21 protein-coding genes and 2 tRNA genes are annotated in these 22,848 nt (G+C 51.5%); 10 read left to right on the top strand and 13 right to left on the bottom strand.

Annotated features, from left to right (window positions below; translation table 11 throughout):
* Positions 1 to 197: 197 nt before the first annotated feature.
* The gene (locus ACHZBS_RS04330; RefSeq protein WP_394707962.1) at positions 198 to 1,613 is read right to left on the bottom strand and encodes an MFS transporter; all 1,416 of its coding nucleotides are present in this window, start codon (positions 1,611 to 1,613) and stop codon (positions 198 to 200) included.
* A gap of 187 nt (positions 1,614 to 1,800) precedes the next feature.
* Between ACHZBS_RS04330 and ACHZBS_RS04335 the strand changes: the two genes are divergently transcribed.
* From ACHZBS_RS04335 to ACHZBS_RS04345, 3 genes are all read left to right on the top strand, one after another.
* A complete protein-coding gene (locus tag ACHZBS_RS04335; RefSeq protein ID WP_319405303.1) occupies positions 1,801 to 2,580 on the top strand; it encodes an NYN domain-containing protein in 780 nt (259 codons plus the stop codon).
* A 147-nt stretch (positions 2,581 to 2,727) separates the two neighbouring features.
* Complete coding sequence (locus tag ACHZBS_RS04340) at positions 2,728 to 3,099, top strand: hypothetical protein (RefSeq protein ID WP_319405304.1); 372 nt, start codon at positions 2,728 to 2,730, stop codon at positions 3,097 to 3,099.
* Positions 3,100 to 3,158: 59 nt separating this feature from the next.
* Positions 3,159 to 3,608, top strand: coding sequence for a DMT family transporter (locus tag ACHZBS_RS04345; RefSeq protein ID WP_319405305.1), 450 nt, complete (start codon positions 3,159 to 3,161; stop codon positions 3,606 to 3,608).
* A gap of 229 nt (positions 3,609 to 3,837) precedes the next feature.
* On the opposite strand, the gene ACHZBS_RS04350 is transcribed toward ACHZBS_RS04345, so the two are convergent.
* The gene (locus tag ACHZBS_RS04350; protein WP_319405306.1) at positions 3,838 to 4,317 is read right to left on the bottom strand and encodes a cache domain-containing protein; all 480 of its coding nucleotides are present in this window, start codon (positions 4,315 to 4,317) and stop codon (positions 3,838 to 3,840) included.
* Between the two features lie 68 nt (positions 4,318 to 4,385).
* A complete protein-coding gene (locus ACHZBS_RS04355) occupies positions 4,386 to 4,973 on the bottom strand; it encodes an acetate uptake transporter (RefSeq protein WP_319405307.1) in 588 nt (195 codons plus the stop codon).
* Between the two features lie 342 nt (positions 4,974 to 5,315).
* Here ACHZBS_RS04355 and ACHZBS_RS04360 point away from each other — a divergent pair, with 342 nt between their 5' ends.
* The gene (locus ACHZBS_RS04360) at positions 5,316 to 5,882 is read left to right on the top strand and encodes a PHP domain-containing protein (RefSeq protein WP_319405308.1); all 567 of its coding nucleotides are present in this window, start codon (positions 5,316 to 5,318) and stop codon (positions 5,880 to 5,882) included.
* A 403-nt stretch (positions 5,883 to 6,285) separates the two neighbouring features.
* On the opposite strand, the gene ACHZBS_RS04365 is transcribed toward ACHZBS_RS04360, so the two are convergent.
* On the bottom strand, positions 6,286 to 6,777 hold the full coding sequence (locus ACHZBS_RS04365) for a GNAT family N-acetyltransferase (RefSeq protein WP_319405309.1): 492 nt from the start codon (positions 6,775 to 6,777) through the stop codon (positions 6,286 to 6,288).
* A gap of 461 nt (positions 6,778 to 7,238) precedes the next feature.
* On the opposite strand from ACHZBS_RS04365, the gene ACHZBS_RS04370 reads away from it, so the two are divergent.
* On the top strand, positions 7,239 to 7,457 hold the full coding sequence (locus ACHZBS_RS04370; RefSeq protein WP_319405310.1) for a hypothetical protein: 219 nt from the start codon (positions 7,239 to 7,241) through the stop codon (positions 7,455 to 7,457).
* A gap of 174 nt (positions 7,458 to 7,631) precedes the next feature.
* On the opposite strand, the gene rsgA is transcribed toward ACHZBS_RS04370, so the two are convergent.
* Positions 7,632 to 8,750 (bottom strand): ribosome small subunit-dependent GTPase A, encoded by a 1,119-nt coding sequence (gene rsgA, locus ACHZBS_RS04375; RefSeq protein ID WP_319405311.1) that lies wholly within the window; start codon positions 8,748 to 8,750, stop codon positions 7,632 to 7,634.
* An 848-nt stretch (positions 8,751 to 9,598) separates the two neighbouring features.
* On the opposite strand from rsgA, the gene ACHZBS_RS04380 reads away from it, so the two are divergent.
* Positions 9,599 to 9,877 (top strand): response regulator, encoded by a 279-nt coding sequence (locus tag ACHZBS_RS04380; protein ID WP_319405312.1) that lies wholly within the window; start codon positions 9,599 to 9,601, stop codon positions 9,875 to 9,877.
* A gap of 25 nt (positions 9,878 to 9,902) precedes the next feature.
* On the opposite strand, the gene ACHZBS_RS04385 is transcribed toward ACHZBS_RS04380, so the two are convergent.
* A protein-coding gene (locus tag ACHZBS_RS04385) for an IS3 family transposase (protein WP_319405160.1) occupies positions 9,903 to 11,032 on the bottom strand; the annotation gives its coding sequence in 2 pieces (ribosomal slippage) (positions 9,903 to 10,762 and positions 10,762 to 11,032; 1,131 coding nt in all).
* A gap of 96 nt (positions 11,033 to 11,128) precedes the next feature.
* Here ACHZBS_RS04385 and ACHZBS_RS04390 point away from each other — a divergent pair.
* The 3 genes from ACHZBS_RS04390 to ACHZBS_RS04400 all read left to right on the top strand — a co-directional run bounded on the left by ACHZBS_RS04390 (position 11,129) and on the right by ACHZBS_RS04400 (position 12,647).
* Positions 11,129 to 11,353 carry a hypothetical protein gene (locus ACHZBS_RS04390; RefSeq protein ID WP_394707963.1) on the top strand — a complete coding sequence of 75 codons (225 nt, stop codon included), beginning with the start codon at positions 11,129 to 11,131 and terminating at the stop codon, positions 11,351 to 11,353.
* 77 nt (positions 11,354 to 11,430) lie between these two features.
* Positions 11,431 to 11,559, top strand: a complete 129-nt coding sequence (locus tag ACHZBS_RS04395) for a hypothetical protein (RefSeq protein WP_319405313.1) — start codon at positions 11,431 to 11,433, stop codon at positions 11,557 to 11,559.
* Positions 11,560 to 11,735: 176 nt separating this feature from the next.
* On the top strand, positions 11,736 to 12,647 hold the full coding sequence (locus ACHZBS_RS04400; protein WP_319405314.1) for a prenyltransferase: 912 nt from the start codon (positions 11,736 to 11,738) through the stop codon (positions 12,645 to 12,647).
* A 364-nt stretch (positions 12,648 to 13,011) separates the two neighbouring features.
* On the opposite strand, the gene ACHZBS_RS04405 is transcribed toward ACHZBS_RS04400, so the two are convergent.
* The 6 genes from ACHZBS_RS04405 to tig form a co-directional block, all read right to left on the bottom strand.
* Positions 13,012 to 13,088, bottom strand: a tRNA-Asp gene (locus ACHZBS_RS04405).
* Positions 13,089 to 13,111: 23 nt separating this feature from the next.
* Positions 13,112 to 13,187, bottom strand: a tRNA-Val gene (locus ACHZBS_RS04410).
* Positions 13,188 to 13,290: 103 nt separating this feature from the next.
* Positions 13,291 to 15,729, bottom strand: a complete 2,439-nt coding sequence (gene lon, locus ACHZBS_RS04415) for an endopeptidase La (RefSeq protein WP_319405315.1) — start codon at positions 15,727 to 15,729, stop codon at positions 13,291 to 13,293.
* Positions 15,730 to 15,788: 59 nt separating this feature from the next.
* Complete coding sequence (clpX, locus tag ACHZBS_RS04420; RefSeq protein ID WP_319405316.1) at positions 15,789 to 17,033, bottom strand: ATP-dependent Clp protease ATP-binding subunit ClpX; 1,245 nt, start codon at positions 17,031 to 17,033, stop codon at positions 15,789 to 15,791.
* A gap of 1 nt (position 17,034) precedes the next feature.
* Positions 17,035 to 17,649: an ATP-dependent Clp endopeptidase proteolytic subunit ClpP gene (gene clpP / locus ACHZBS_RS04425; protein WP_319405317.1), complete on the bottom strand. Its 615-nt coding sequence runs from the start codon at positions 17,647 to 17,649 to the stop codon at positions 17,035 to 17,037.
* 149 nt (positions 17,650 to 17,798) lie between these two features.
* Complete coding sequence (gene tig / locus ACHZBS_RS04430; protein WP_319405318.1) at positions 17,799 to 19,121, bottom strand: trigger factor; 1,323 nt, start codon at positions 19,119 to 19,121, stop codon at positions 17,799 to 17,801.
* A 913-nt stretch (positions 19,122 to 20,034) separates the two neighbouring features.
* Here tig and ACHZBS_RS04435 point away from each other — a divergent pair.
* A complete protein-coding gene (locus ACHZBS_RS04435; protein ID WP_319405319.1) occupies positions 20,035 to 22,338 on the top strand; it encodes a PAS domain S-box protein in 2,304 nt (767 codons plus the stop codon).
* Between the two features lie 119 nt (positions 22,339 to 22,457).
* Here ACHZBS_RS04435 and ACHZBS_RS04440 read toward each other — a convergent pair whose 3' ends face one another.
* Positions 22,458 to 22,820, bottom strand: coding sequence for a hypothetical protein (locus tag ACHZBS_RS04440; protein WP_319405320.1), 363 nt, complete (start codon positions 22,818 to 22,820; stop codon positions 22,458 to 22,460).
* Positions 22,821 to 22,848 lie beyond the last annotated feature (28 nt).

Consider the following 22,848-nt stretch of genomic DNA (forward strand, 5'->3'; position numbering starts at 1 on the left):
GCCGGTGCCGGTTGAATGGAAGCCTCCAATGGGGTCAACGGTGAATCAAAAAACAGAACGGGTGGCACCGGGCGCGTAAGAATCCAAAATCAAGGTGGCTCAAATGAAAAAAGCAGCGGCAAACATAAACGTCAGAATAAGATAGATGCTTTTCCCTTGTCAACACGGACCTTCGGGCATATCTGCAAAACGCGTTTTCACCCGGTAGACTTGGCCCGGTATACAAGAAGACCGGCTGTCATCACCACCAGGCCGGCGGCCAGGGATAGCGGGAACCAGAAAAACGTGTCCTTGAAAACGATGTTCTCCACGGCCTGGGTATCGATACCGACAGCATCGATGCCCGTCTTTTTCACCTCCAGAAGCCCCGCATAAATGATCCCGATAAAACCATAGGAAAGGTTGTAGGCCAGTCCCTTGAAGCTGAGCACCGTTGCCCGGCGCGAAGAAGATGCCTGCCGGTTGACAAAATAGCTGACGTAAAATCCCACCATATATAGGGCGGAAAAAGCCACCAGGGCCGGTACCAGCCCCATGTACGGCCAGAAAAACACCATACCCCACAGGCCGGCAAGGGCCGTGGCGGCGGTAGTCCACAGGCAGAAGGCCGGCGAATGGCTTTCGGCAATGCAAAGCGCCAATCGGGGAATGAACAGCCCCGTCACCGCCATCATCGACCCGATAATCCCATAAAGCGATTCGGGCAGCTGCACCATGCGGTAGTATTGGCTGGCCAGGGTGATGACCATGCGCAGAATGCCGTCGAAGAGCATGCCGAACAGGATGACTGCCAGAACAAACGGCGTTTTTAGAATCCATTTGCCGGTGGAAAGGGTCAGTTTGAACGCATCCATGGCCGACCCGGCGAACGGTTGTTCACAGGTGCCATCCGCCTTGGGGTCGGGGCAGATCTCGTCCAGCCGCAAAACCGTGGCGATGGTGAACAGGGCCAGGACGAATGTCAGGTAAAGGGGAAACCGCAGGGTCTGGGCCGGGGTGAACCGATAATCCGATCCGAACGCGGCCATGATCCGCGTCATCAGGTCCGCATCGTATACGGCGGCACCCACCGTCATGGTGAGGATGAACATGACCGAACGCAGTCGCATCTGAACATCCAGCACCCGCCCCCACTGGTCCGCCATGCCCCTGGCCTGGAGGGCGTCATAGGCGATGGCCTCATCGGAACCGCTGGCGGCCGCCTCGGCCAGACCGCTGAGCACCCGGTTGATCAGGAAAAAGCTGAACAGCAGGGTTGTATTTCCCCGCGGCGCCAGGCAAAGGATCGCCATTTCCACCAGCATGGAAAAGGCGGCGAACAGCAGCAGTCGACGACGGCCGACGATGTCCGCCAGGGCGCCGGAGGGCACCTCGGCCATGACGATGGTGGCCGCCCACACGGCGTTGAGAATTGAAAACTGGGCCACGGTGAGCCCGAAATCCAGGAATAAAACGGTAAAAATCGGGTAGTAAAACCGGCAGTTGAAAAACACCCGAAAGGCGATGAACATGCGCACATTATTTACCGAAAACGGTGATGACGATTTGGATGCATGGTCGGATGCGTCAATTTTCAGCGGTCTGCCCTCCTGTTCGACATTCCCGGATGTCAACACACAATATGCTTAATATAATACGGGTTTTTATTGGATAAAGGCTGACCCGGGATTATCCGGCGGCACCCACGGCGAAATTGACAAAGTACGATAATCTCATTAATGTTCGAAAGAAAGCAAGGTAACGGTAGAATCCAAAAAATCGATTTTTTCAGTCCCACCCCCATCACCGAACGAGGAACATATGACCAAGGAAGCGGTAGCCATATACTGGGATTTCGAAAACCTGCATGCCAGCATCTTCGACGCCCTCAATGGCAGCGGCAGTTATCCGAAGCCGGCCAACCGGAATCGACAGCAGGAGGTGCTGGTGGACGTTCAGGGCGTCTACGATTTTGCCACCACTTATGGAAATGTGGCCATCAACAAGGCCTATTGCAACTGGCACTGGTTTACGCGGTATCGCCAGAGCCTGCTTAAATGCGCCGTGGAACTGATCCAGCTATTCCCCCCCGGCGCCCAGGCCAAAAACGGGGCGGACATCAAACTCTCCCTGGACGCGGTGGAGGATATCCTGCGCTTTCCCCATATTTCGTCCATCATCGTCGTTGGCGGGGACAGCGATTTCATCCCTCTGGCCCAAAAGCTCAAAGCCGCCGGCAAGGATCTCATCGGGGTGGGGTGTAAAAATGCCACCAACCGCCATTGGGCCAACAGTTGTTCGGATTTTAAATACTACGAAACCTTCGCCCTTGAGCCGCAGGATGAGGAAGAAGAAACGGAAACCGCCACCGTCAAGGATGCCGCCGAACTGATCACCAAGGCCATCAAACAGATCTCTTTGAGGAATGGGGACAAATGGGTGCTCAAGGCAGCCATCCGGCCGGTGGTCAAACGGCTGGACCCGACCTTCGACGAAGCCAGCTACGGCTGCCGCAGCTTCGCCGACCTGCTGAAAAAGCACAACGACAAGTTCCAAATTGAACGGGGCCAGCACGACCATCTGGTCTGCCTGATTGAATAGCTCAAAGCTCAAAGCTCAAAGCTCAGAGAAAAGCAAGCATACCCCATTTTTTTAGGCAAGTGGTAGACTATGTTTGGCCGGAATCGGACCTCTGGCCTCTGTCCTCAGATCTCGAAAATCTGACCTCTGAATCCTGAAGGGAAAACCATGCCCACTAAAATCAGCAGTCCGAGCATCATCGACGCGGCAGGCAGTAGGCCTAAACGCATTGAAGAATTTATCGGGCAGGTCAATTCCGGCACCGGGGAGCTCAGCGTGGCCCGCATGATCTCTCCACCCGGATGGCGGGAGCCGGGCCAGCGGCCCGCGTTCGACGAATACACCGTCGTCCTCAAGGGACGGCTGCGGGTGGAATCGGATGAAGGCATGCTGGACATCCGGGCCGGTGAGGCGGTCATTGCCCATGCCGGTCAGTGGGTGCGCTACAGCACGCCGGAACCGGACGGCGCCGAATACATCGCCGTCTGTCAGCCCGCCTTTTCGCCGGAAACCGTTCACCGGGATGATGAAGTCGCCTGAATGCCGTCCGAAATGAGTTTCATCAAACCATTCTCAATTACCGCGCCAAAGGGAAAGACATGAAAAATATAGTGTTTCTGGCACTGGCCCTTTGTGTGGGCGGCCTGCTGCCGGTCCAGGGCTCCATCAACGCCCATCTGGGCAAGAGCCTCAACCACCCGCTTCAGGCCACGTTTATCTCATTTTTCGGGGCCATCATCTTTCTTTTTATCCTGCTTGTGGCGCTTAATCCACCACTGCCATCGGTCGCTCAACTCAAATCCACCCCGGTCTTCTATTTCACCGGCGGCATTTACGGGGTTATTTTCGTCACCACCATCCTGATGCTGGCGCCGCGCATCGGCATTGCCAATACGCTGGTGGCCACCATCATCGGCCAACTCATCATCTCGGTGATTCTGGATCACTTCGGCGTTTTCGGCCTGCTGCGACACCCGGTGAACGGATTCCGCCTGCTGGGGTGTGTGGGGCTGATCGTCAGCCTCTACCTGATTCAAAAATCCGGATGAGAAGCAAGCCCTATCTTGGAGCGATGTTTTTATGGTGGCACATCTGCCAGGTATTAGCAGGGGTTTTGGTTGAAAGGTGAATAAAAATAGGATGTTGGTTGAATTAGAAGCTCAGGCCGAGCTTCAACCCGAAGACATACCTGGGCATGTCGAGCGCTTTCAACGTGGACCCAACGCAGAGGCGTGTCCGCCTCCGGCGAGGGTCAACAGATATCTTTTAAGATGGCTTCTAGTAAATCATGCCACCCACATATACACCCGCCCCAACGAAAACATCCTTTGTGGGAACCCGGTAAATATAGGTAAGCTTTTTGGAAGGGGTTTCCTTTCCGGGTTTGGGCCACATGTATTCGACCCACCCATGCCCCACGTTGCGGGCCAGGTTGACAAAATGCACAAACAGCGCCTTGTCCGTCGGATCGGTCATCAGCAGGACATGATCTTGTTTGGTGAGTTCCGGTCGAAAAGGATGTGCCAGCATTTTCCCGTCCAGGTTCATCAGAAAAACGTATGAATCTTTCCAGACAAAAGGACCTTTGGGGTCGGAAATTTCCTTGATAGCGGCTTCCAACCCCTTGGAATTGATCATGGCCGCCGCTTCATGGCATTTGATCACACATTCATCTTTGGTTGCCGATTCTTCAGCACAGGCGTTGACTGCAATCAAACCAACCATCAGGCTAAACGTAATGATAAAATATTTCTTCATGCCATCCTCCGCAATGAATTGGGTTTGTCCAGCATTGAATCTGTCGTAAACCGCATTTTCATCCATGGTTAGGCTTTGGGTGGATTCCTGGGTTTAAGCCAAGGTTCGCCGACCGGCAATACATCATAGCCGAAAACCTGGGCGTAAATGACGTGTGCCATCATATATAGTGCCGACGACGCACATAGCATCAGTTCATATCCAGCCACGCTGGTTAATTCCGGAAAACCGAAATGAGCCAGGTCCAAAAGGATAAACCCAATCAGCAGCAAGGTAAAGGTAACCGCCATGGCACCATGAATGCGCATCGCCGGGATCCACATGATTGCCGTGTAGATTGTCCAGCCGACTAGAAACCACCCTAGATCCGTGGTACTGGAATTATAGATCTTGAAATGGTTGAGCAGGAAAATAACGCCCAATGCAACCCAGAAGGCGCCGTATGACACAAAAGCGCTGTAACCGAAGTTGTTCCCGCACTTAAACTCCTGGTAGCCTGCAATCAGTTGCGCCAGCCCTCCAAAAACAAAAGCCATCGAGACGACAGGACCAACGCCGCACCATCCGACATTGTGAAACTGAAGCAACATCGTCGTGATACCAAAACCCGCTAATCCGACAACCCCCGGGTTGCCAATAGGCGCCTCATTTGCCATGATGAATAATCCTTTCTTTTAATGGTTAAACCTAATCAATTTGTATCAATGATCGAAACGCCAGGAACATCAGTAGGAAGCCATGGGGAGAACCCGACATCAGGAAGCCGCGCCGGATGGCTTCAAATCACCGACCAATGGTTTTTTTTCTTATCGAACGCTGCTGAATCTGCAAGTCAGAAATGGGAAAGTCGATAGTACCCGGTCTGCTGTTTATTCGATTAGGGATGGTCACCCCGACTCAAACAACATCTCCGCAAAAGGTCCAAAAGATCGCGCTGCGCGGAGATTTTATTAAGTACACCACAGGTAACCTTGAAACGTCAAGAAAGGATCTTCCAAATGCTGCTGCAGGATTTGCATATTCATACCATCTATTCGACAAGTGATTCTTCTGTCGTTCCCGAACAGACCGTTGCACTGGTCGCGGCGCTCAACCATGCCAGGATCGTAGGAATCAGCGACCATTTCGAAAATCTGGTAGATGGTGTTTTCGAGCACTATGTCCTGGAAATCCGCCAGGCCGGGCTGAAGGTCGGCGTTGAGGTGGACGGGCATTCCTGGGCCGCGGAAGCCACCGGCTATAATGTCGATTATTACCTCTTCCACTGCCGGGATCGGGATGCCGATTATCGTTCCTTGGACAAACTGCTCGCCACCGGCAAGCCGGTCATTGTCGCTCATCCCAACGCTTTATGTACCGACCTGAGTCGGATACCCGAAGCGTGTCTGATTGAAATCAACAACCGCTATGTCTGGCGAACGGACTGGAAAAAATTTTACGGTCCTTTCAAAGATCGCTTCAAATTTGTCATCGGCTCCGACGCGCACCAGCCGAATTGGCTCGGTCAGGCAGCCGCTCAGTTTGCCGCTGCGCAGCTCGGTATAAAAGAGCATCTGGTCTTCTGAAGACCGGTCAGAAACTGCCTGAATGTAATGGATGCATCGCCGTCGATCACAAAAGTGGAACCGGAGCAAGGGGTGGTGCGAGGGGGCCGTTCACAGGGTGTGACCGGCTGGACAACTGAGTGTCCATTGCGTTGCTCCGGTATGACAATAAAATAAGAATGGCCCCACACGGAGTCAAGGATCCAGAAAAAAAAAATTGGGCGGACAATGACATCGACAGAATCGTTCAAAACGTCCTTGGGGGGATGTCCTCCACGGAGAAGATGAAACTCATAGCGTGCGGTGGGGAAGACTTTCATGTCGGGCGGCCGGTGCAATCCGGATATAATCCTGATTCTACAAGCGCCGATTCTTTCCTCTGCCGGACGGCGTATTGCCTGTCGGCAGACTGCACCGTTTTTTTTCAGTGAGCAAAAAGCACCAATTCCATGTAAACATCTGCCGATGCATACCCCGGTTGCGCGGGTAACGGCTGATGAACGAAACCCATGGACGCATAAAGCCCCAAGGCAGATTTCAGCTTGGTGTTCGAAACCAGAACAACCTTCTTCGCGCCGATGCCGCCTGCATAGTCTATCACCGTCTGCGCTAAAAGTCGGCCGATTCCACGCCGCCTCGCCAAAGGGGCGGTGACCAGTTTGGCAATTTCCACGGTTGGCCCGTTCCCAAGAATGGCTGCACACGTACCCACGACAGCCCCATTCTCGACAGCCAGAAAAATTTGTCCCCCCGGATCAATTATCGATTCACGCGGGAAGGACAAATGCTTTTCATCAGCATCCTCAAGCAAACCAAAAGACTCAAGCCATTCTCGATTGAGTGTCGTAAAATCCTGCCTATACCGATCTTCAAAAGGAACGATGCTGATTTTTCCGATGCTTTCGTTCGCTGTCATTTTCAGTGTTGCCCTTGTTCGTTCGTGGAGTTGTGCCAATCATGATGCCACGAGAGGGATGGAATAAACAGCAAAAAAAAGTGGGGGCCGAAATGAAAGCACAGATCGTTGAAAAGGCAATTCCGAAAGCCGACGATTCGTTGCCCGGCATCCCCGCCGATGATGTATCATTATCGATAATCGTTTTCCCGTCCGGAAAATTTTGGGTGGCATATTGGATACTATCTTGAGATTTCTGAATATCAAAGAGACCCTTCGAGCAACCCCAACCTGAAGATTACCATCCGGTAATCTTCAGGTCATTTTCTTGTAAGGATTCGTTGGTAGGGTAGGACCATAGGACAGGCACCCGGTACGGGAGCCCAATCTTCTCCTTACCCTCCTTGCTATACCGGGCCACCAATGGGTGGCCCGGTTTCCTGGAGCCCCCAAACAATAACCATGGGAGAAAGGACAGTTCAATGCGAACTCAATACATCGATCAAATCGTAAATGAAATCCTGACTGACATGTCCCACCGGGAAAAGGAGTCCACCGGCCCTATGGATATTTCGTCTATACCGAATTTCGAAGAAGCATTTGGGGAACTCATTAAAGAAGAAGATGAAACCAGCCGGGACGTCATGCGCAGAATCTGGAATGAATTACAGGATACTCACAGGATACGAAGTGTGAAATAGAAAAGCCGGGCCGGGTAGGTCCCTCGGCACCATCGAAATGCCAAGACGACAATAGATAAAGGTTGAGTTTTTTTCCAGATTGATCGACAAAAGTTGCACGTTGAACCGAAACTGGCCGGATACAAGATATTGTATCCGGCCAGTTTTTGCTGCGAGGCTTTCTGACTTACAATTTTATCCGTTGCCCCGTCTTTTTTTAGCAGCCTTGATTTTCAAAGCTACCGCTTTCCACCGTTCCTTTTCGACTCGGTCGGAAGTCTTATGCCGCCGATCAGAAAGATACATCATTTCACGTTTCATTTTATGGTAGCTTTCAATTCTGTCTTTCGTAATTTCACCTTCGATTAACGCCTGATTGACTCGGCAGCCAGGTTCATGCATGTGGCTGCAATCCGAAAAACGGCATTCAAAAGACAGCCTTTCAATTTCTGGGAAGGCGAGTTCGATACCGCCATCACCGTCCCAAAAAGCAATCTCCCGGATACCTGGATTGTCAATCACCATTCCTCCTTGGGGCATTACTATCAGGTCCCGGCTGGTGGTGGTATGCTTTCCTTTACCCACATTTTCACTGACCAGACCTGTCGGCTGGACGGACTTTCCGTATAGACGATTCACTAAGGTCGATTTACCGGCGCCAGATGATCCAATCATGGTTAACGTCTTGCCTGGTGAAAGATATGCTTCCAGTTGATTCAACCCATGGGAATCCTTTGCAGAGACCAAATGTACCGGAACCCCGAAAGCAACGGTTTCAACCTGACGGATAAACTTTTCCGGAAATATTTGCAGGTCTCCTTTTGTCAGAATGATGGCGGGATTCAGGCCGCAGTTGTAGATAAGAGTCAAACACCTTTCAATGCGCCGAATGTTAAAATCACGGTCCAGGCCGCAAACGACAAACACGGTGTCGAGGTTTGCTGCGATAACCTGTTCCCGCGTGGGTTGCGCTTTTTCTTTTCCATGCCTGCCCGCAGCGCCCCGGGACAGAGCGTTTTTTCTTGGCAGAACACTATAAATCACATTGTCGGTCATAATCACCCAATCCCCTGCGACGGGATACAAGCAATCAATTTGATGGTTGAGCTTTCCTGCTACCGTAGCGAGGAACTCTTTTTTCCCTTGGCTGACATAGAAACTGTTTTTCCTCACTCCGACCACTCTGGCCGGTTCAAGCTTACCATCGTATAAATTGTCCAGATGCGTTTGAAAAAAAGGGGACCATCCCAACTTTGAAAGAGAGTGGACGAAGTCCATTGCATATGCGGTTTCTAAAGTTTTCATTGTGCTCATTAGTGATCTCCACGTTGTTGTCTCTAATTTTTTCAATAACAATTAGGTGCATAGTTTAAAGGATAGTGCAGACAAAACACCTGAATCATATGGTAACTTATTGATATTTTATTTATAATTCGTTACTGACAAAGAGAACAACTATGGCGGTGGGCTTTTGGATGAAACCTGCAGTGGGATAGATCCGGAGAAACAGAACTCGTTTAAAGAAACCGTTTTGGTTTATATGTTATTGAGTTCTGGTCAATCAGCCGCCGTTGTATTAGTCCTCTTGTCGGCAACGATTGGCACAATATCCACAAACGTCTTGGTCATGAATACTCCTTTCATTCAATATCTCAGGGAAGACTGCCCCTGACTCAAATTGCATTGTCGTGCCAGGTTTTTATATTAAACCTCACGGTCGGTCAATAGGCACGATGGTCAATCTTCAAATCTGTATTGGATCGGAGTGTCAACGTGAGGTGAACCAAATATAATGGGATAGTTCGAATAACGTCAAGATCCATATTGACGACACATGTCGTCCCCCACTGTATATAATTGGAGAAATGTTAAAAAATTATCCGAAAATACGATGAACAACCCGAATTCGGTGCAAATCCGTCATTTTGAAACCTATTAAGGACGGCAAAGGAACACCCCACGTAACCATAAGGGTTCCAAAATAAATTGATTTATCAGTAAGATATGATAGTCTGGCCACAGAGTTTCACGAAAAATGGCAATCATGAAGAAATCATCTCAGCTTTCAAATATCATCCAAACCGATTATTCATCGTATTGCGGTGAAAGACTGATGTTATGGCTTGCACTAAATATCAAAGGCAATGTGTGTGGAGGGACAAGTGTCTTCAATCCACTTTCTATTGGTAGATGATGAAGAAGTTCTTATTAAAACTATTGCCGAGCGGCTCCGGTTAAAAGGGTTCATTGTTGATTGTGCTTTATCTGGAAATGAAGCGCTAAACCAATTGGGAAAGCGTGACACCATTGATATTGTTGTTCTTGATATTCAAATGCCTGATTTAGATGGCATGAGTATCTTAGAAATACTCAAGGCAAGGCATCCTCTCGTTGAAGTTAGCGCTGGCTCCGGGGTGCTGGACAGAAACCCGCATTTTTAAGTGAAGAAACTCTGCCGGGTTGGGATCAGGCTGCCCGGTGTTGAGGAAGTTGGCCGAAATAGACCACATCGGGGGTCTGCCCGTCAAGCGCCGAATGCGGTCGGCGTTGGTTGTAAAAAAGGAAGTAGCGCCCCAGGCCGCGCCGGGCATCCGCCACCGAGTCATAGGCATGAAGATATACTTCTTCATACTTGACGCTCTTCCAGAGGCGTTCGACAAAGACGTTGTCGCGCCAGGAGCCTTTCCCGTCCATGCTGATCTGAATATGATGCTTTTCCAACAAGCCGACAAAGTCTTTGCCGGTGAATTGGCTGCCCTGGTCGGTATTGAAGATTTCCGGGGTTCCGTAATCCCGAATCGCTGCTTCGACAGCATCAATGCAGAAATCGGCCGTCATGCTGTTGGACAGCCGCCAAGCCAGGACACGTCGCGTCGCCCAGTCCAATACAGCCGCCAGGTAGATAAAGCCCTTGTTCATCGGAATGTAGGTGATATCCATGGCCCAGGTCTGATTGGGCGCTGTGATCTTTCGATGGCGCAGCAAGTACGGAAACACCTTATGGCCCAGATGCGGTTTGGTGGTGCGGGGGCGTTGGTAAAGGGCCTCTATCCCCATTTTTCGCATCAAGGTGGCGACATGCCTGCGACCGACACTGGCCCCGTCTTGTCGCAGCAGATCCCGTAGCATCCGGCTGCCGGCAAAGGGATATGCAAGATGCAGCCTGTCAATCTGCCGCATCAATTCCAAATCTGCTGCTGAGACGGCCCGGGGGGCGTAATAGAACGACGAGCGCGCCATTTTCAGGATCTTGCATTGCTGCACCACCGGCAACGGGTGCTGCCGATCAATCATCACTTTGCGCTCGCATCGGGAATACGACCGAGCGCGCCGGCCAAAAAATCGTTTTCCATTGCCAACTGGCCGATCTTGGCATGTAGATCTTTGACATTGGGGCCGTTGACGGCCTTGCGCTCTGCCGCTGTAGCGAACAGATCCTTGGCGTGCTCTTGCAGTTGGGTCTTCCACTGCACGATCTGGTTCGGGTGGACATCGAACTGTTGAGCCAACTCCGCTAAGGTCTGGTCGCCCCGTAAGGCTGTTATCGCCACCTTGGCTTTGAAGGTTGCTGCGTGATTCCGTCTAGGTCGTTTCATTGTCTGCTCTCCTTGGTTAACGAATAGTTACTGCGTTATTAGAGCAGAGTTTTCACTTAAAAGCCTGTCCTTTTTTCCGAAACCGGCTCTGTTATCATGCTTACTGGACACGCTACAATTCAGTCGGCAGTCGAAGCATTGAAGTTTGGCGCTTACGATTATTTATTAAAGCCATGTGATTTTAATGTTCTCATTGCTAAGGCTAACAAAGCTGTGTCAAGAAAAAGAGAGCGTGAAGAAAGAATTTTCAACGTAAGGTTAAAACCATACATTTCGGACAGAGAACGAGAAGAACTGATATCAAATATCATGAACAATTAATGTCGGTTGAATTGAATTGCTGGCTCAGGAAAGTTGATTTCACATAACCGTTCGCAAGCAGGAAGGAGGTGATTAATATGCCAAATAAAGATGGAACTGGACCAAAAGGTCAGGGCCCGAAAGACGGTCATGGTAAAGGAAAGGGTAAGGGCAAAGGCTCTGGTCAAGGACCGATGACCGGGGGGAAGAAAGGAATTAAAAAGTAAGCCAGATTTGCGAACGAAAATTGATCCCTTGCAAACAACCGCATTAACGCATATCCAAAAGGCCGGCGTCAATATTGCGGAATCTGGCGGCGCGCGTCAATGGAAGCAAACGCTTATCGTGTCCATCCAGAAAATGGGTCATTGATGGATGGACACGATCGATAAAATGGAGACAAATGAAGACCTTATCCATTCTTCTCGGACCCATGCGGGTCCCTTTTTTGCTGCTGCCCCCGGTTTGCGTGGTTCTGGGGGCTGCGACCGCATTCTACGGTGAGCAAGCTTTTCACCTGAAATGGTTCCTGATTGCCCTTATTGGCGGGCTTTGTGCTCATATCAGCGTCAATGCCCTAAACGAATACGAGGATTTCAAGTCCAGGCTTGACTACCGCACGACACGCACGCCGTTTTCCGGGGGCAGCGGAACGCTTCCGGACCACCCGGGAAAAGCCCATTGGGCGGCCGCCATCGGCGTGGTAACACTGGCTCTGACCCTTTTGGTGGGACTTTACTTTCTTCGGATGTGGGGCCCCGGGCTGCTGCTGATCGGCATCCCAGGCATTCTGGCCATTGTCCTTTACACCCGGTGGCTGACACACGACCCACTGCTGTGCCTTCTGGCCCCTGGCATCGGATTCGGACCCTGCATGGTCATGGGCGTTGATTTCGCCTTGACCGGAACCTACACTGTGGCGGCTGTTGCCGCATCTCTGACCCCATTTTTCCTGGTAAGCAATCTGTTGTTGATCAACCAGTTTCCGGATATCGAGCCGGATGCGGGCGTGGGGCGTCGCCACCTGATGATCGTTTATGGAAAACGCGCGGGCGTGATCGTTTACGGAGTATTCCTGTTGGGAGCCTACCTGTCGGTCGTGATCGCCTGGCTTGCGGGATGGTTCCCTGCGACGGCGCTCGCCGTCCTCATTACCGCGCCACTAGCCGCGCACACGGCTGCGGGCGTGGCCAAACACCATAACTCGGGAATTGAAGCCCTTTTACCCTACATGAAAAAAAACGTGGTCATTACGCTTGTGACTCCCGCCCTTTTGTCCGCAGGCATTTCTGCCGGCCGTTTCTTTTTGGAATGACTTGCAAGCCATTGAAAAAGTCGGTTATGGTTCCTTTGGATTTCAAGCCATCCGACACTTGACGGCATCTATCCTCTACCCCAAGGGAGAGCCAGTCGCTCATATCCGAGCTATTTTACGGCACAGAAGTTCCAAAAGCAAGAATACTACTTGAGAAGGATTGGGCTGGAACGTGTTCAAGAGGCACTTGAAAGTCTTTCTCCCAAAACAATGGAGGCAGAGGTCATAGCGTTTAACAAAACGTTCGGCAGCGGCGAATCGGATGGCGGAAAATGAAAAAGTCGTCTGGCAAGCCGTCAATCGAGGGACCGGAAAAAACAAGAGTCCAGCCGGTTTGGTAACCAACTGGACTCTCTATGGAAAATGGCGGGAGCGACGAGACTCGAACTCGCGACCTCCGGCGTGACAGGCCGGCGTTCTAACCAACTGAACTACACCCCCGAAAACGATATCAGCGTGTTGGCTGGTAGGCGGAACAGGGCTTGAACCTGTGACCCCCGGCTTGTAAGGCCGGTGCTCTCCCAGCTGAGCTATCCGCCCGAATTTATAAAGAGCCTTCTTTCCCATGCCAGCAAAAGAAGAAGTGCTTAGCTATCAATTCACCCTGACAAAGTCAAGTCCAAAATCAGGGCCCTAATACTTTTTAATTGATGGATATCTGGGGCTGATCCGATCCTCCCGTGTCCACCGGAATAGGCATGTCATGGTTCGTGAACAGCCGCTCTCCCTGGCCGAGCACCAACGCATGAACCAGCACCTCGTCCATGTGTTCCACCGTCACCACTTTCATCTGGCGCGTAACCACCCTGGGGATATCCTTCAGATCCTTTTCGTTTTCCTTGGGAATAATCACCTTACGGATCCCGCCCCGATGGGCGGCCAGCATTTTTTCCTTCAGGCCGCCGATGGGCAGCACGCGTCCACGCAGGGTGATCTCGCCGGTCATGGCCACATCCCGACGAACCGGTCGGCGGGTCAGTGCGGACACCAACGAGGTACACATGGAGATACCGGCCGATGGACCGTCTTTGGGAATGGCGCCTTCGGGAATGTGAATATGCAGATCCAGATCTTTGTAAAAATCCTTGTCAATGCCCAGATTATCAGCCCGGGAACGAACAAAACTGACTGCCGCCTGGGCCGACTCTTTCATCACGTCACCCAGTTTGCCGGTAATGCTGAGTTTCCCTTTGCCGGGCATGGTCAGCGTTTCAACACACAGCAGTTCGCCGCCGACCTGGGTCCAGGCCAATCCCGTCACCAGGCCGATCTGATCCGTTTCCTCGATCTGGCTGATTTTGAATGGCGGCGGCCCGAGCAGGCTGGCGATGGTGGTGGCCGAAATAATATGCTTTTTCCCGTCCTTCTGGTTAACCACTTTCCGCGCGGTCTTGCGGCAGATAGATGAAATCTCCCGCTCCAGGTTACGCACACCCGCCTCACGGGTATAACGCTGAATGATCATGTAAATGGCCGCCTTGGAGATAGCGATATTTTCTTTATCAAGGCCGTTGGCAGCGATCTGTTTGGGCACCAGGAACGCTTTGGCGATGTTGTATTTTTCCAACTCCGTGTAACCGGGCAGCCGGATAATCTCCATCCGGTCCTGTAGCGGCAACGGGATGTCCGGCAGCGTGTTGGCGGTGGTGATAAACAAAATATCCGACAGATCGTAGTCCATATCCAGATAATGGTCGTTGAAGCTGTAGTTCTGCTCCGGGTCCAGCACCTCCAATAGTGCGGATGAAGGGTCGCCCCGGAAATCCATGCTCATCTTGTCCACTTCATCCAGGCAGAAGACCGGGTTGTTCACCCCTGCTTTTTTCAGGGACTGGATAATCTTTCCGGGCATGGCCCCGATGTAGGTACGGCGATGTCCACGGATCTCGGCCTCGTCCCGTACCCCGCCTAAAGACAACCGCACAAACTTCCTGCCCGTGGCCCGGGCGACGGATTTGGCCAGGGAAGTCTTGCCGACGCCGGGCGGACCCACCAGGCAGAGGATGGGGCCGCGCAGTTTCTTCACCAGCGTCTGCACCGCCAGATACTCGAGGATACGCTCTTTGGGTTTTTCCAGGCCGTAGTGGTCTTCGTTGAGTATTTTTTCCGCCTCGATCAGATCGTTGCGGATGCGGCTTTTATTGAACCACGGCAGGCTGATCATCCAGTCGATATAATTTCTCACCACCGTGGCTTCGGCCGACATGGGGGTCATGAGCTTGAGTTTTTTGAACTCCTGGCGGGCTTTGGTCGAGGCCTCCTTGGACATGCGCTTGCGCTTGATTTTCTTTTCCAGATCCTTGAGTTCATCTCCCCCGTCATCTTCAGCGCCCATCTCCTTTTTAATGGCCCGCATCTGCTCATTCAGGTAGTAGTTTTTCTGGGTCTTTTCCATCTGGTCCTTGACCCGGCCCTTGATCCGCTGATCCATCTGGTATACTTCCATTTCCAGCTTGATCAGCTTGACCAGCAGCGAAAGGCGCTTGCCCAGGTCAGCGGTTTCCAGCAGATTCTGTTTGCTTTCAAGCTTGAAAGAGAAGTGCGAGGCAACCGAATCGGCCAGCTTTGACGGATCGGAAATGGCGGAAATCTTGGCAAGCAGTTCTTTGGAGATGCTCTTGTTGATAGCGGCATATTCGCTGAAGTCGTCTATCACCGCGCGCATCAGGGCTTCCACCTCAATGGTGTCACCGGGAATATCCGGCAGCAGGGACAACTCGACCTCGAAAAACTCAGGGTTGGGTACGTAGTTTTCGATGCGGGCGCGTTGTTTTCCTTCAATCAGCGCCTTGACGGTACCGTCGGGAAGGCGCAACAGTTGAAGCACCGTGCCGATAACGCCTACATCGCAGATATCCTTTTCCGCGGGATTGTCGACGCCGGCGTTTCGCTGGGTGGCCAGAAAGATGCGCTTATCCTTGTTCATCGCGCTGGAGAGCGCACTCACGGACTTGTCGCGACCGACGAAGAGCGGGGCCACCATGTGGGGAAACACCACGATGTCCCGCAGCGGCAGCAGAGGAAGCCTTTCCGCTGAGGCTTCCATCTCTTGATTCTTAAAAAATTTCGGAATATTAACCATAAGTTATCGTTTGCCTCGATCCCCGGCGAATCAAATAAATCTACCGGTGGTTGTTTGCTTCAGGCCTGTTTCTTGGACGGTTCGTAAAGCAGGATCGGCGCTTCTTTTTTCAGCACCACTTCCTCGCCGATCACGCACTCTTTGACATCTTCCTTGGAGGGGATATCATACATAATATCCAGCATGCAGGACTCCAGGATGGCACGCAGCCCCCGGGCCCCTGACTTTCGTTTCAATGCCTCGTCGGCAATGGCCGCCAGGGCGTTGTCCGTAAGCCGCAGGTTCACCCCTTCGATCTCGAAAAGCTTCTTGTACTGCTTGAGCAATGCGTTTTTCGGTTCGGTAAGAATCCGGACCAGGCTTTCGGCACTAAGCTCATCCAGGGTGGCAATGACCGGCAACCGGCCGAGAAATTCGGGAATCAAACCGAACTTGATCAGGTCTTCAGGCTGAACCTGGCGCAGGGTTTCACCCAGACTGCGCTCCGTATCCTTTTTCACCTTGGCGCCAAATCCCATTTGCTTGCTGCCCATGCGCCGGTTGATAATTTGCTCCAGCCCGTTGAAGGTGCCGCCGCAGATAAAAAGGATGTTGGAGGTGTCCACCTTTACGAAGTCCTGCTGGGGATGCTTACGGCCGCCTTTGGGGGGGACGCTGGCGGTGGTACCCTCGATGATCTTGAGCAGAGCTTGCTGAACGCCTTCACCAGACACGTCCCGGGTGATGGAAGGGTTGTCCGACTTGCTGGCAATCTTGTCGATTTCATCGATGTAAACGATGCCGCGTTTGGCCTTTTCCACATCGTATTCGGCATTTTGCAGCAGAGCAAGGATGATGTTTTCCACATCCTCGCCCACATAGCCGGCCTCGGTCAGGCTGGTCGCGTCGGCAATGGTAAAAGGCACGTTGAGAAATCGTGCCAGCGTCTGGGCCAGCAGCGTCTTGCCGCATCCGGTGGGACCGATCAGCAGGATATTGCTCTTCTGAATCTCCACGTCACCGGCATTGACGGACGTATCCAGCCGTTTATAGTGATTGTAGACGGCCACCGCCAGGATTTTCTTGGCTACATCCTGTTCGATGACGTAGTCGTCCAGCCGGTTCTTGATCTCGTGCGGGATCATCAAGTTCTCGAATTCACCCGCCTCTTTTTCGTTCTCTTCCTCGATAATCTCGCTGCACAGCTGGATGCATTCATCACAGATGTAAACCGCCGGTCCAGCGATCAGCTTTTTGACTTCTTTCTGGTTCTTCCCGCAGAAGGAGCAGAAGAGATTGTCGTTGGGCTCGTCTTTTTTGGCCATGTCATGCCTCCGTGTCGGTTAAATGATCCAGATCATCACGGTTGGTGATGACATGGTCCACGATGCCGTAAGCTTTTGCCTCTTTGCCGGACATGAAGTTGTCGCGGTCCGTATCCTTCTGGACGTCTTCAACGCTCCTGCCGGTGTGTCGCACCAGGATGTCGTTCAAGGCGTCTTTCATGCGCAGGATCTCCTTGGCCTGGATGGCAATATCCGACGCCTGGCCCTGGAAACCGCCCATGGGCTGGTGAATCATGATCCGGGCGTGGGGCAGTGCGTAGCGCTTCTTTTCGGCACCGGCAGCCAGAAGAAGCGCACCCATGCTCGCGGCCTGACCGATGCACACGGTGGTCACATCGGGCTTGATGTACTGCATAGTATCATAAACCGCCAGGCCGGATGTGACAACCCCTCCGGGGGAATTGATGTAAAGGTTGATGTCCTTATCCGGATCCTCCGATTCAAGAAACAGCATCTGGGCGATCAACAGGTTGGCCACATCGTCGTTTATGGCGGTCCCCAGAAAGATAATGCGGTCTTTCAGGAGCCGCGAGTAGATATCGTAGGCCCTTTCGCCCCTGCTGGTTTGGTCGATGACCATCGGAATTAATGTCACGATCTTGTCTCCTTTACATCTGTACCGCGTTCATCGATAAGCGCACCGCCCGTGCGCTGCACCTAATTAAAAACCGATGGCACGATATGCACGGGTTACGGCAGTCGCCGGTGGATTGAAACGCTTGCCGCCATGGTTAAGCAAACGGTTTATTCTGAAGCCTCGGGAGCCGCTTTTTCCGGTTCCACGGACTCAATCTCGTTCCTTTCCATAATAAGCTTAATCGCCTGTTTTTCAAGTAAGGCGTGCTTAAAAAGCTCCATCTTGTCACCGCCGTTTCCGTAAAACCCCTTGATCACATCCACCGGCTGATTATAGGTGGCAGCCATCTCTTCAAACCCTTTTTCCAGGTCCGCATCAGCCAGTTCCATCTTTTCCTGCTGGATGATCTTGCCCAAAATCAGCTGGCGGCGCACCTGTTTTTCGGCGGTATCGCGGTATTTTTCGGCAAGGCTTTCCCGGGAGATGCCGGCTTCCTCAAAAGTTTTGTTATGGTAGGAAAAAGATCGCTCCGCATCGGCAATGATGCTGTTAAGTTCATAATCCACCATTACATCGGGGACCTCGAAATCGGTTTTTTCCAGGATCTGGCTGAATATCTGCTCGTTGAGTTCCTGCTCGATGCGTTTGTCGTATCCCTTCGTCAGGTTCTCTCTGATTTTATCCCGAACCTCATCGAGCGTGGTAAACGGTCCCAATTGCTTGGCCATTTCATCGTCGATCTCCGGCAGCACCTCTTTGCGGATGTCCTTGAGTTTGACCTTAAAGTCCACCGTATGGCCGGCCAGCTTCTTATTGAAGTAATCGTCCGGAAATGAAGCGGTAATTTCCTTCTCGTCTCCGGGGTTCATGCCGACGACGCCCTTATCGAAATCTTCGGCAATGTGTGCATCGCCGAGTTTAATCACAAAATTTTCAGTTTTACTGGTGTCTTCGAAGGGTTTGCCGTCCTTGAAGCCTTCGTAGTCCACCTGCACGAAATCACCGATCTGCGCCGGGCGCTGTTCGTCGATGGGCTCTCTTTTGGCCAGGTTCTTCTGCATCATCTGGATCTGGACATCCACTTCTTCGTCGCTGGGCTTATAGAGGGTCTTTTTCAGTTTCAGGCCGGTGAAGCCAATGTCGGCAATCTCCGGATGGACCTCAACCTCAGCATCAAAACAATAGTCGCCCTTGCCTGCCAACGCGGGAGGATCAACGACGGGTGAGCCAACGACCTTCAATTCGGTCTCCTTCAGCGCCTCCATATAGGAATCCTGGATCAGCTTCCCGGTCACATCGGCATTCACATCCTTTTTATAGAGCCGTTCGAGCACTCCGCGCGGTGTTTTACCCGGCCGGAAGCCTTTGACCTTGGCAGTCTTTTTAAGGGTCTGGTAAGCATCATCCAATGCGCGGGTCACATCCGCCTCGGGAATCTCGATGTGCAATACTTTCTTCACGGAACTGCGATCTTCAACGGTAACCTTCATAAATTTCCTTTCTGAACCCTGAATGAAGCCCTTTTTAGAGCAGCCTTGGCTGCCGGCCGACGCCGAAATCGGCTCGATTCAGGTAAAAAATTAAGTGCCCCGACGCGACAGGCATCAGGGCTCCTTTAAAAAATTCCCGGAAATGTGATTCACTTGCAATAGCTGGTAATACCGACGTTCCAGTCAATGCGGACCTGCTATCGATAGCTGCCAAGGGTCAAGCGGTAAGCGCTGCCGACCCAAAACCGATAACGGGGCATCATGGTGCGAGAGGGGAGACTTGAACTCCCACTGCATCCAGTGTTTTAGACGCTCCGCATGTCACTGATAACAAACTGATAACGTTTTGACGATAACGCGATCAGTAAATTCGGAATATTAATTATTGCCGCCTGAAAGTCAAGAGGACAAAACCATGTTCGAGCAATGGATAGAAAACATGATCGATCTATGCGGCTGGCCGTTCGTGGACCGGACGATTGAGGCGTGGTCGTTGTGTGAATACGCCACGGTTAAGCAGCGTAAATGGGTGGGAGGCGTTTTTAAACCACAAAGATGCAAAAGCATCTTAAAGCAGGGGAATACGGACCTTATTTGGCCAGTATTTGACAGCGTTCTTTTTCTTGGATATTCTCAATATATCTCAACCTTAAATCAATCATGGTGTACCCCAATATCTTGAATTTCTATATTAGCCTGATGTGAAAAGCTAATTTTTACCTGAAAATATGCTGTCGATTTAAATTCATACGAATCGTAATAGCTCAAAAAGCTCTTGAATTCATAATGTAATTTTAGGATGTCATCCCTATTTTTGATTGTTGCATCCTTTTCAAATAAGACGAACTCTAAAGACTTGACGACCTGGCGTATAGGAAAAGGTCTGAGCCGATTCGTTAAGGGAAGAGAGCCCATGCTATCAAATTCGACAACCCAGATATTCCATGAGATCGTAGAAACGATACGTGAACCCCTTTTGGTGTTGGATTCAAATCTGAAGGTTCTCTTTGCAAGCCAAAATTTCATTGATACCTTTCAGGTAACACGCGAAGAAACGGTGGGCAGCTTCGTCTATGACCTTGGCAATCAACAGTGGGATATCCCCAAGCTGCGGGAACTGCTGAATACAATCCTGTCTCAACATATCGCCTTTAACAACTTTGAGGTCCAACACGATTTTTCCACCATTGGCATACGAACCATGCTTTTGAATGCCCGGCAAGTTCAAAGAGAGGCGGGCAATAATCCGATCATCCTTCTGGCCATCGAGGACATTACCGATCGCAATCGAGTGGAAGAGTTGTTAAAGGAATCTGAAGAGCGTTTCCGGCGCCTTTTTGAGACCGCAAACGACGGGATACTGCTTCTTGAAAAGGACAAATTAAAAATTCGATTTGCCAATCCATCTATCACCACAATGTTGGGTTATTCAAACACGGAGTGCCTCGATAAAGAGATGGCGGATATTGGTTTCCCGAAAGACCTTGGGAGAATTCAGGAATTGATGCAGAAATTGAAAAGTGACGGCATCATGCATTACAAGGATGCTCCGGTGAAAAAGAAAACCGGGCAGGTTTTCGATACCGATATTTACTTTGTCGACAAGACAAATTTGATTCAATGCAACATCCGGGACATCACCGAGCGCAAGCGAATGGAGCAGAAGCTATTGGAGAGTGAAGAGAGGTACCGTTTGCTTACACAGAACTCCCTGACCGGGATCTACATCCACGTCGGGGGCCTTGTGAAATTCGTGAACCGCCGTTTCGCAGAAATGCTGGCTTACTCTCCGGAAGAAATCGTCGGCCGCCAGTATTGGGACTTTGTCCATCCCGAAGACAGGGAAATGGTCAAGAGCGTCTCTTTGGCCAGAGCCAGGGGCGAGCAGGCGCCTCCTGAATACGAGTTCCGCCACCAGAGCAAGGATGGAAAAACCCTGTGGGTACATAACTTGCCGACCATCATTAATTATCAAGGACAGACGGCCACCATGGGCAACCTGGCCTTCATTGACGATCGCAAGCGTGCGGAGAAAGAGAGGGTCAAATTAGAAGCCCAGTTCCATCAGGCCCAGAAGATGGAATCGGTAGGCCGGTTGGCCGGCGGTGTGGCCCACGATTACAACAACATGCTTAGCGTGATAATCGGTTATACAGAGCTTGCCTTAGAAAAAATGGCGTCGACCGAGCCAATTTACGGCGACTTGCAGGAGATATACGCCGCAGCCAGGCGTGCAGAGGAGATCACCCGGCAATTGCTGGCATTTGCCCGGCAGCAGACCATCGCGCCCACGGTACTGGATCTGAACACTACCTTGGAGGGGATGCTCAAGATGCTGCGCCGCCTCATCGGCGAAGACATCCATCTGACCTGGCTTCCTCATCCGGATTTGTGGCCGGTCAAAATGGATCCCTCCCAGCTCGACCAAATCCTTGCCAACCTGTGCGTCAACGCCCGGGACGCAATCACTTATGGGGGAAAGATCAGCGTTGAAACACGAAATGTAACTCTTGATGGAGCCTACTGCGCCGGTCACCGTGGGTTTGTTCCGGGCGACTTCGTGATGCTGGCGGTGAGTGACGACGGCTGCGGTATAGACAGGGAAAAACAGGAGAAAATTTTCGAACCGTTTTTCACCACCAAGGAGGTGGGCAAAGGCACCGGCCTTGGGTTGGCCACGGTGTACGGCATCGTCAAGCAGAACAATGGTTTCATTAATGTTTATAGCGAGCCGGGAACGGGCACCACCTTCAAAATTTACCTGCCCAGGTACGACGGTATGATCACTGACGCCATGGAGGAAAAAACAAAACCCATTCCCAAGGGTAGGGGCGAGTGGGTACTGGTGGTCGAAGACAATGATTCGGTCCTGAAACTGGCCGAAAAAATGCTCACTGGTTTAGGCTACACGGTTCTGACCGCAAAAAACCGGGGTGAGGCTATGGATCTGGTAAAGCGCCATACCCAACAAATCCAGCTGCTCATCGTCGATGTGGTGATGCCCGAGATGAACGGTCGTGAGCTGACAAATCAGATCCTGGGCCTCTGCCCCAATGTCCAGGCCCTTTTTATGTCCGGTTATACGGCCGACGTTATCGCCCACCACGGCGTTCTGGAAGAGGGCGTCAATTTTATTCAGAAGCCCTTCACCACACATGGGATAGCCTCAGCGGTTCGAAAAGTATTGGATGAATCGAAGACGCTGACTCAAGAATAGTAAGCCATTCCGTATCTGTTTGGTCATTAAATTGTCGGCAACTGGCCTGAAATCATTCTATCCTGTCGTTGGCTGACAAGATTTGACAGGCTACCCCATCAACGCCAAGGGATGCCAATTCAAGCGATTTCTCTACTCCTTATGACCTGGAGGATCTCTCTGACAAAAGCACACTCGCAAATGGCATCGCAGCGTTCAAGCTGGTTTTTATCCAGACAGAACCCCGGGCACTCCGTTTCTCCGGTTCGTCGCGGCAGATATCGCTCTCCTTTGTAAAGATCTATAAAATCTGACACTTCCAAGGCCAACGTTGAATTGCACTCAGGTTGCAGATGGGTGAAGAAGAAAAGTCCGTATTCCAGCTTTTCAAAATCCGCCTTGTATCCGTTGAGTTTCAGTGCAGTGTCCTTTAGGAAGTCGTCGCGAGTCTGCCAGGCCTGAAAACAGCAGGGGCATCGTTTAAATGGGTTATCTATTTCCATGGTTTCTCCAAGAAAAGGAAATTGGCTG

The organism is uncultured Desulfosarcina sp., assembly GCF_963664155.2.
Classification (GTDB): Bacteria; Desulfobacterota; Desulfobacteria; order Desulfobacterales; family Desulfosarcinaceae; genus Desulfosarcina.

Excerpts from the sequence above, each read along its gene's own strand:
- ACHZBS_RS04335 (WP_319405303.1), top strand. The coding sequence starts at position 1,801 with ATGACCAAGGAAGCGGTAGCCATATACTGGGATTTCGAAAACCTGCAT.
- ACHZBS_RS04340 (WP_319405304.1), top strand. The coding sequence starts at position 2,728 with ATGCCCACTAAAATCAGCAGTCCGAGCATCATCGACGCGGCAGGCAGT.
- ACHZBS_RS04345 (WP_319405305.1), top strand. The coding sequence starts at position 3,159 with ATGAAAAATATAGTGTTTCTGGCACTGGCCCTTTGTGTGGGCGGCCTG.
- ACHZBS_RS04350 (WP_319405306.1), bottom strand. The coding sequence starts at position 4,317 with ATGAAGAAATATTTTATCATTACGTTTAGCCTGATGGTTGGTTTGATT.
- ACHZBS_RS04355 (WP_319405307.1), bottom strand. The coding sequence starts at position 4,973 with ATGGCAAATGAGGCGCCTATTGGCAACCCGGGGGTTGTCGGATTAGCG.
- ACHZBS_RS04360 (WP_319405308.1), top strand. The coding sequence starts at position 5,316 with ATGCTGCTGCAGGATTTGCATATTCATACCATCTATTCGACAAGTGAT.
- ACHZBS_RS04365 (WP_319405309.1), bottom strand. The coding sequence starts at position 6,777 with ATGACAGCGAACGAAAGCATCGGAAAAATCAGCATCGTTCCTTTTGAA.
- ACHZBS_RS04370 (WP_319405310.1), top strand. The coding sequence starts at position 7,239 with ATGCGAACTCAATACATCGATCAAATCGTAAATGAAATCCTGACTGAC.
- rsgA (WP_319405311.1), bottom strand. The coding sequence starts at position 8,750 with ATGAGCACAATGAAAACTTTAGAAACCGCATATGCAATGGACTTCGTC.
- ACHZBS_RS04390 (WP_394707963.1), top strand. The coding sequence starts at position 11,129 with ATGCTTACTGGACACGCTACAATTCAGTCGGCAGTCGAAGCATTGAAG.
- ACHZBS_RS04395 (WP_319405313.1), top strand. The coding sequence starts at position 11,431 with ATGCCAAATAAAGATGGAACTGGACCAAAAGGTCAGGGCCCGAAAGAC.
- ACHZBS_RS04400 (WP_319405314.1), top strand. The coding sequence starts at position 11,736 with ATGAAGACCTTATCCATTCTTCTCGGACCCATGCGGGTCCCTTTTTTG.
- lon (WP_319405315.1), bottom strand. The coding sequence starts at position 15,729 with ATGGTTAATATTCCGAAATTTTTTAAGAATCAAGAGATGGAAGCCTCA.
- clpX (WP_319405316.1), bottom strand. The coding sequence starts at position 17,033 with ATGGCCAAAAAAGACGAGCCCAACGACAATCTCTTCTGCTCCTTCTGC.
- tig (WP_319405318.1), bottom strand. The coding sequence starts at position 19,121 with ATGAAGGTTACCGTTGAAGATCGCAGTTCCGTGAAGAAAGTATTGCAC.
- ACHZBS_RS04435 (WP_319405319.1), top strand. The coding sequence starts at position 20,035 with ATGCTATCAAATTCGACAACCCAGATATTCCATGAGATCGTAGAAACG.
- ACHZBS_RS04440 (WP_319405320.1), bottom strand. The coding sequence starts at position 22,820 with ATGGAAATAGATAACCCATTTAAACGATGCCCCTGCTGTTTTCAGGCC.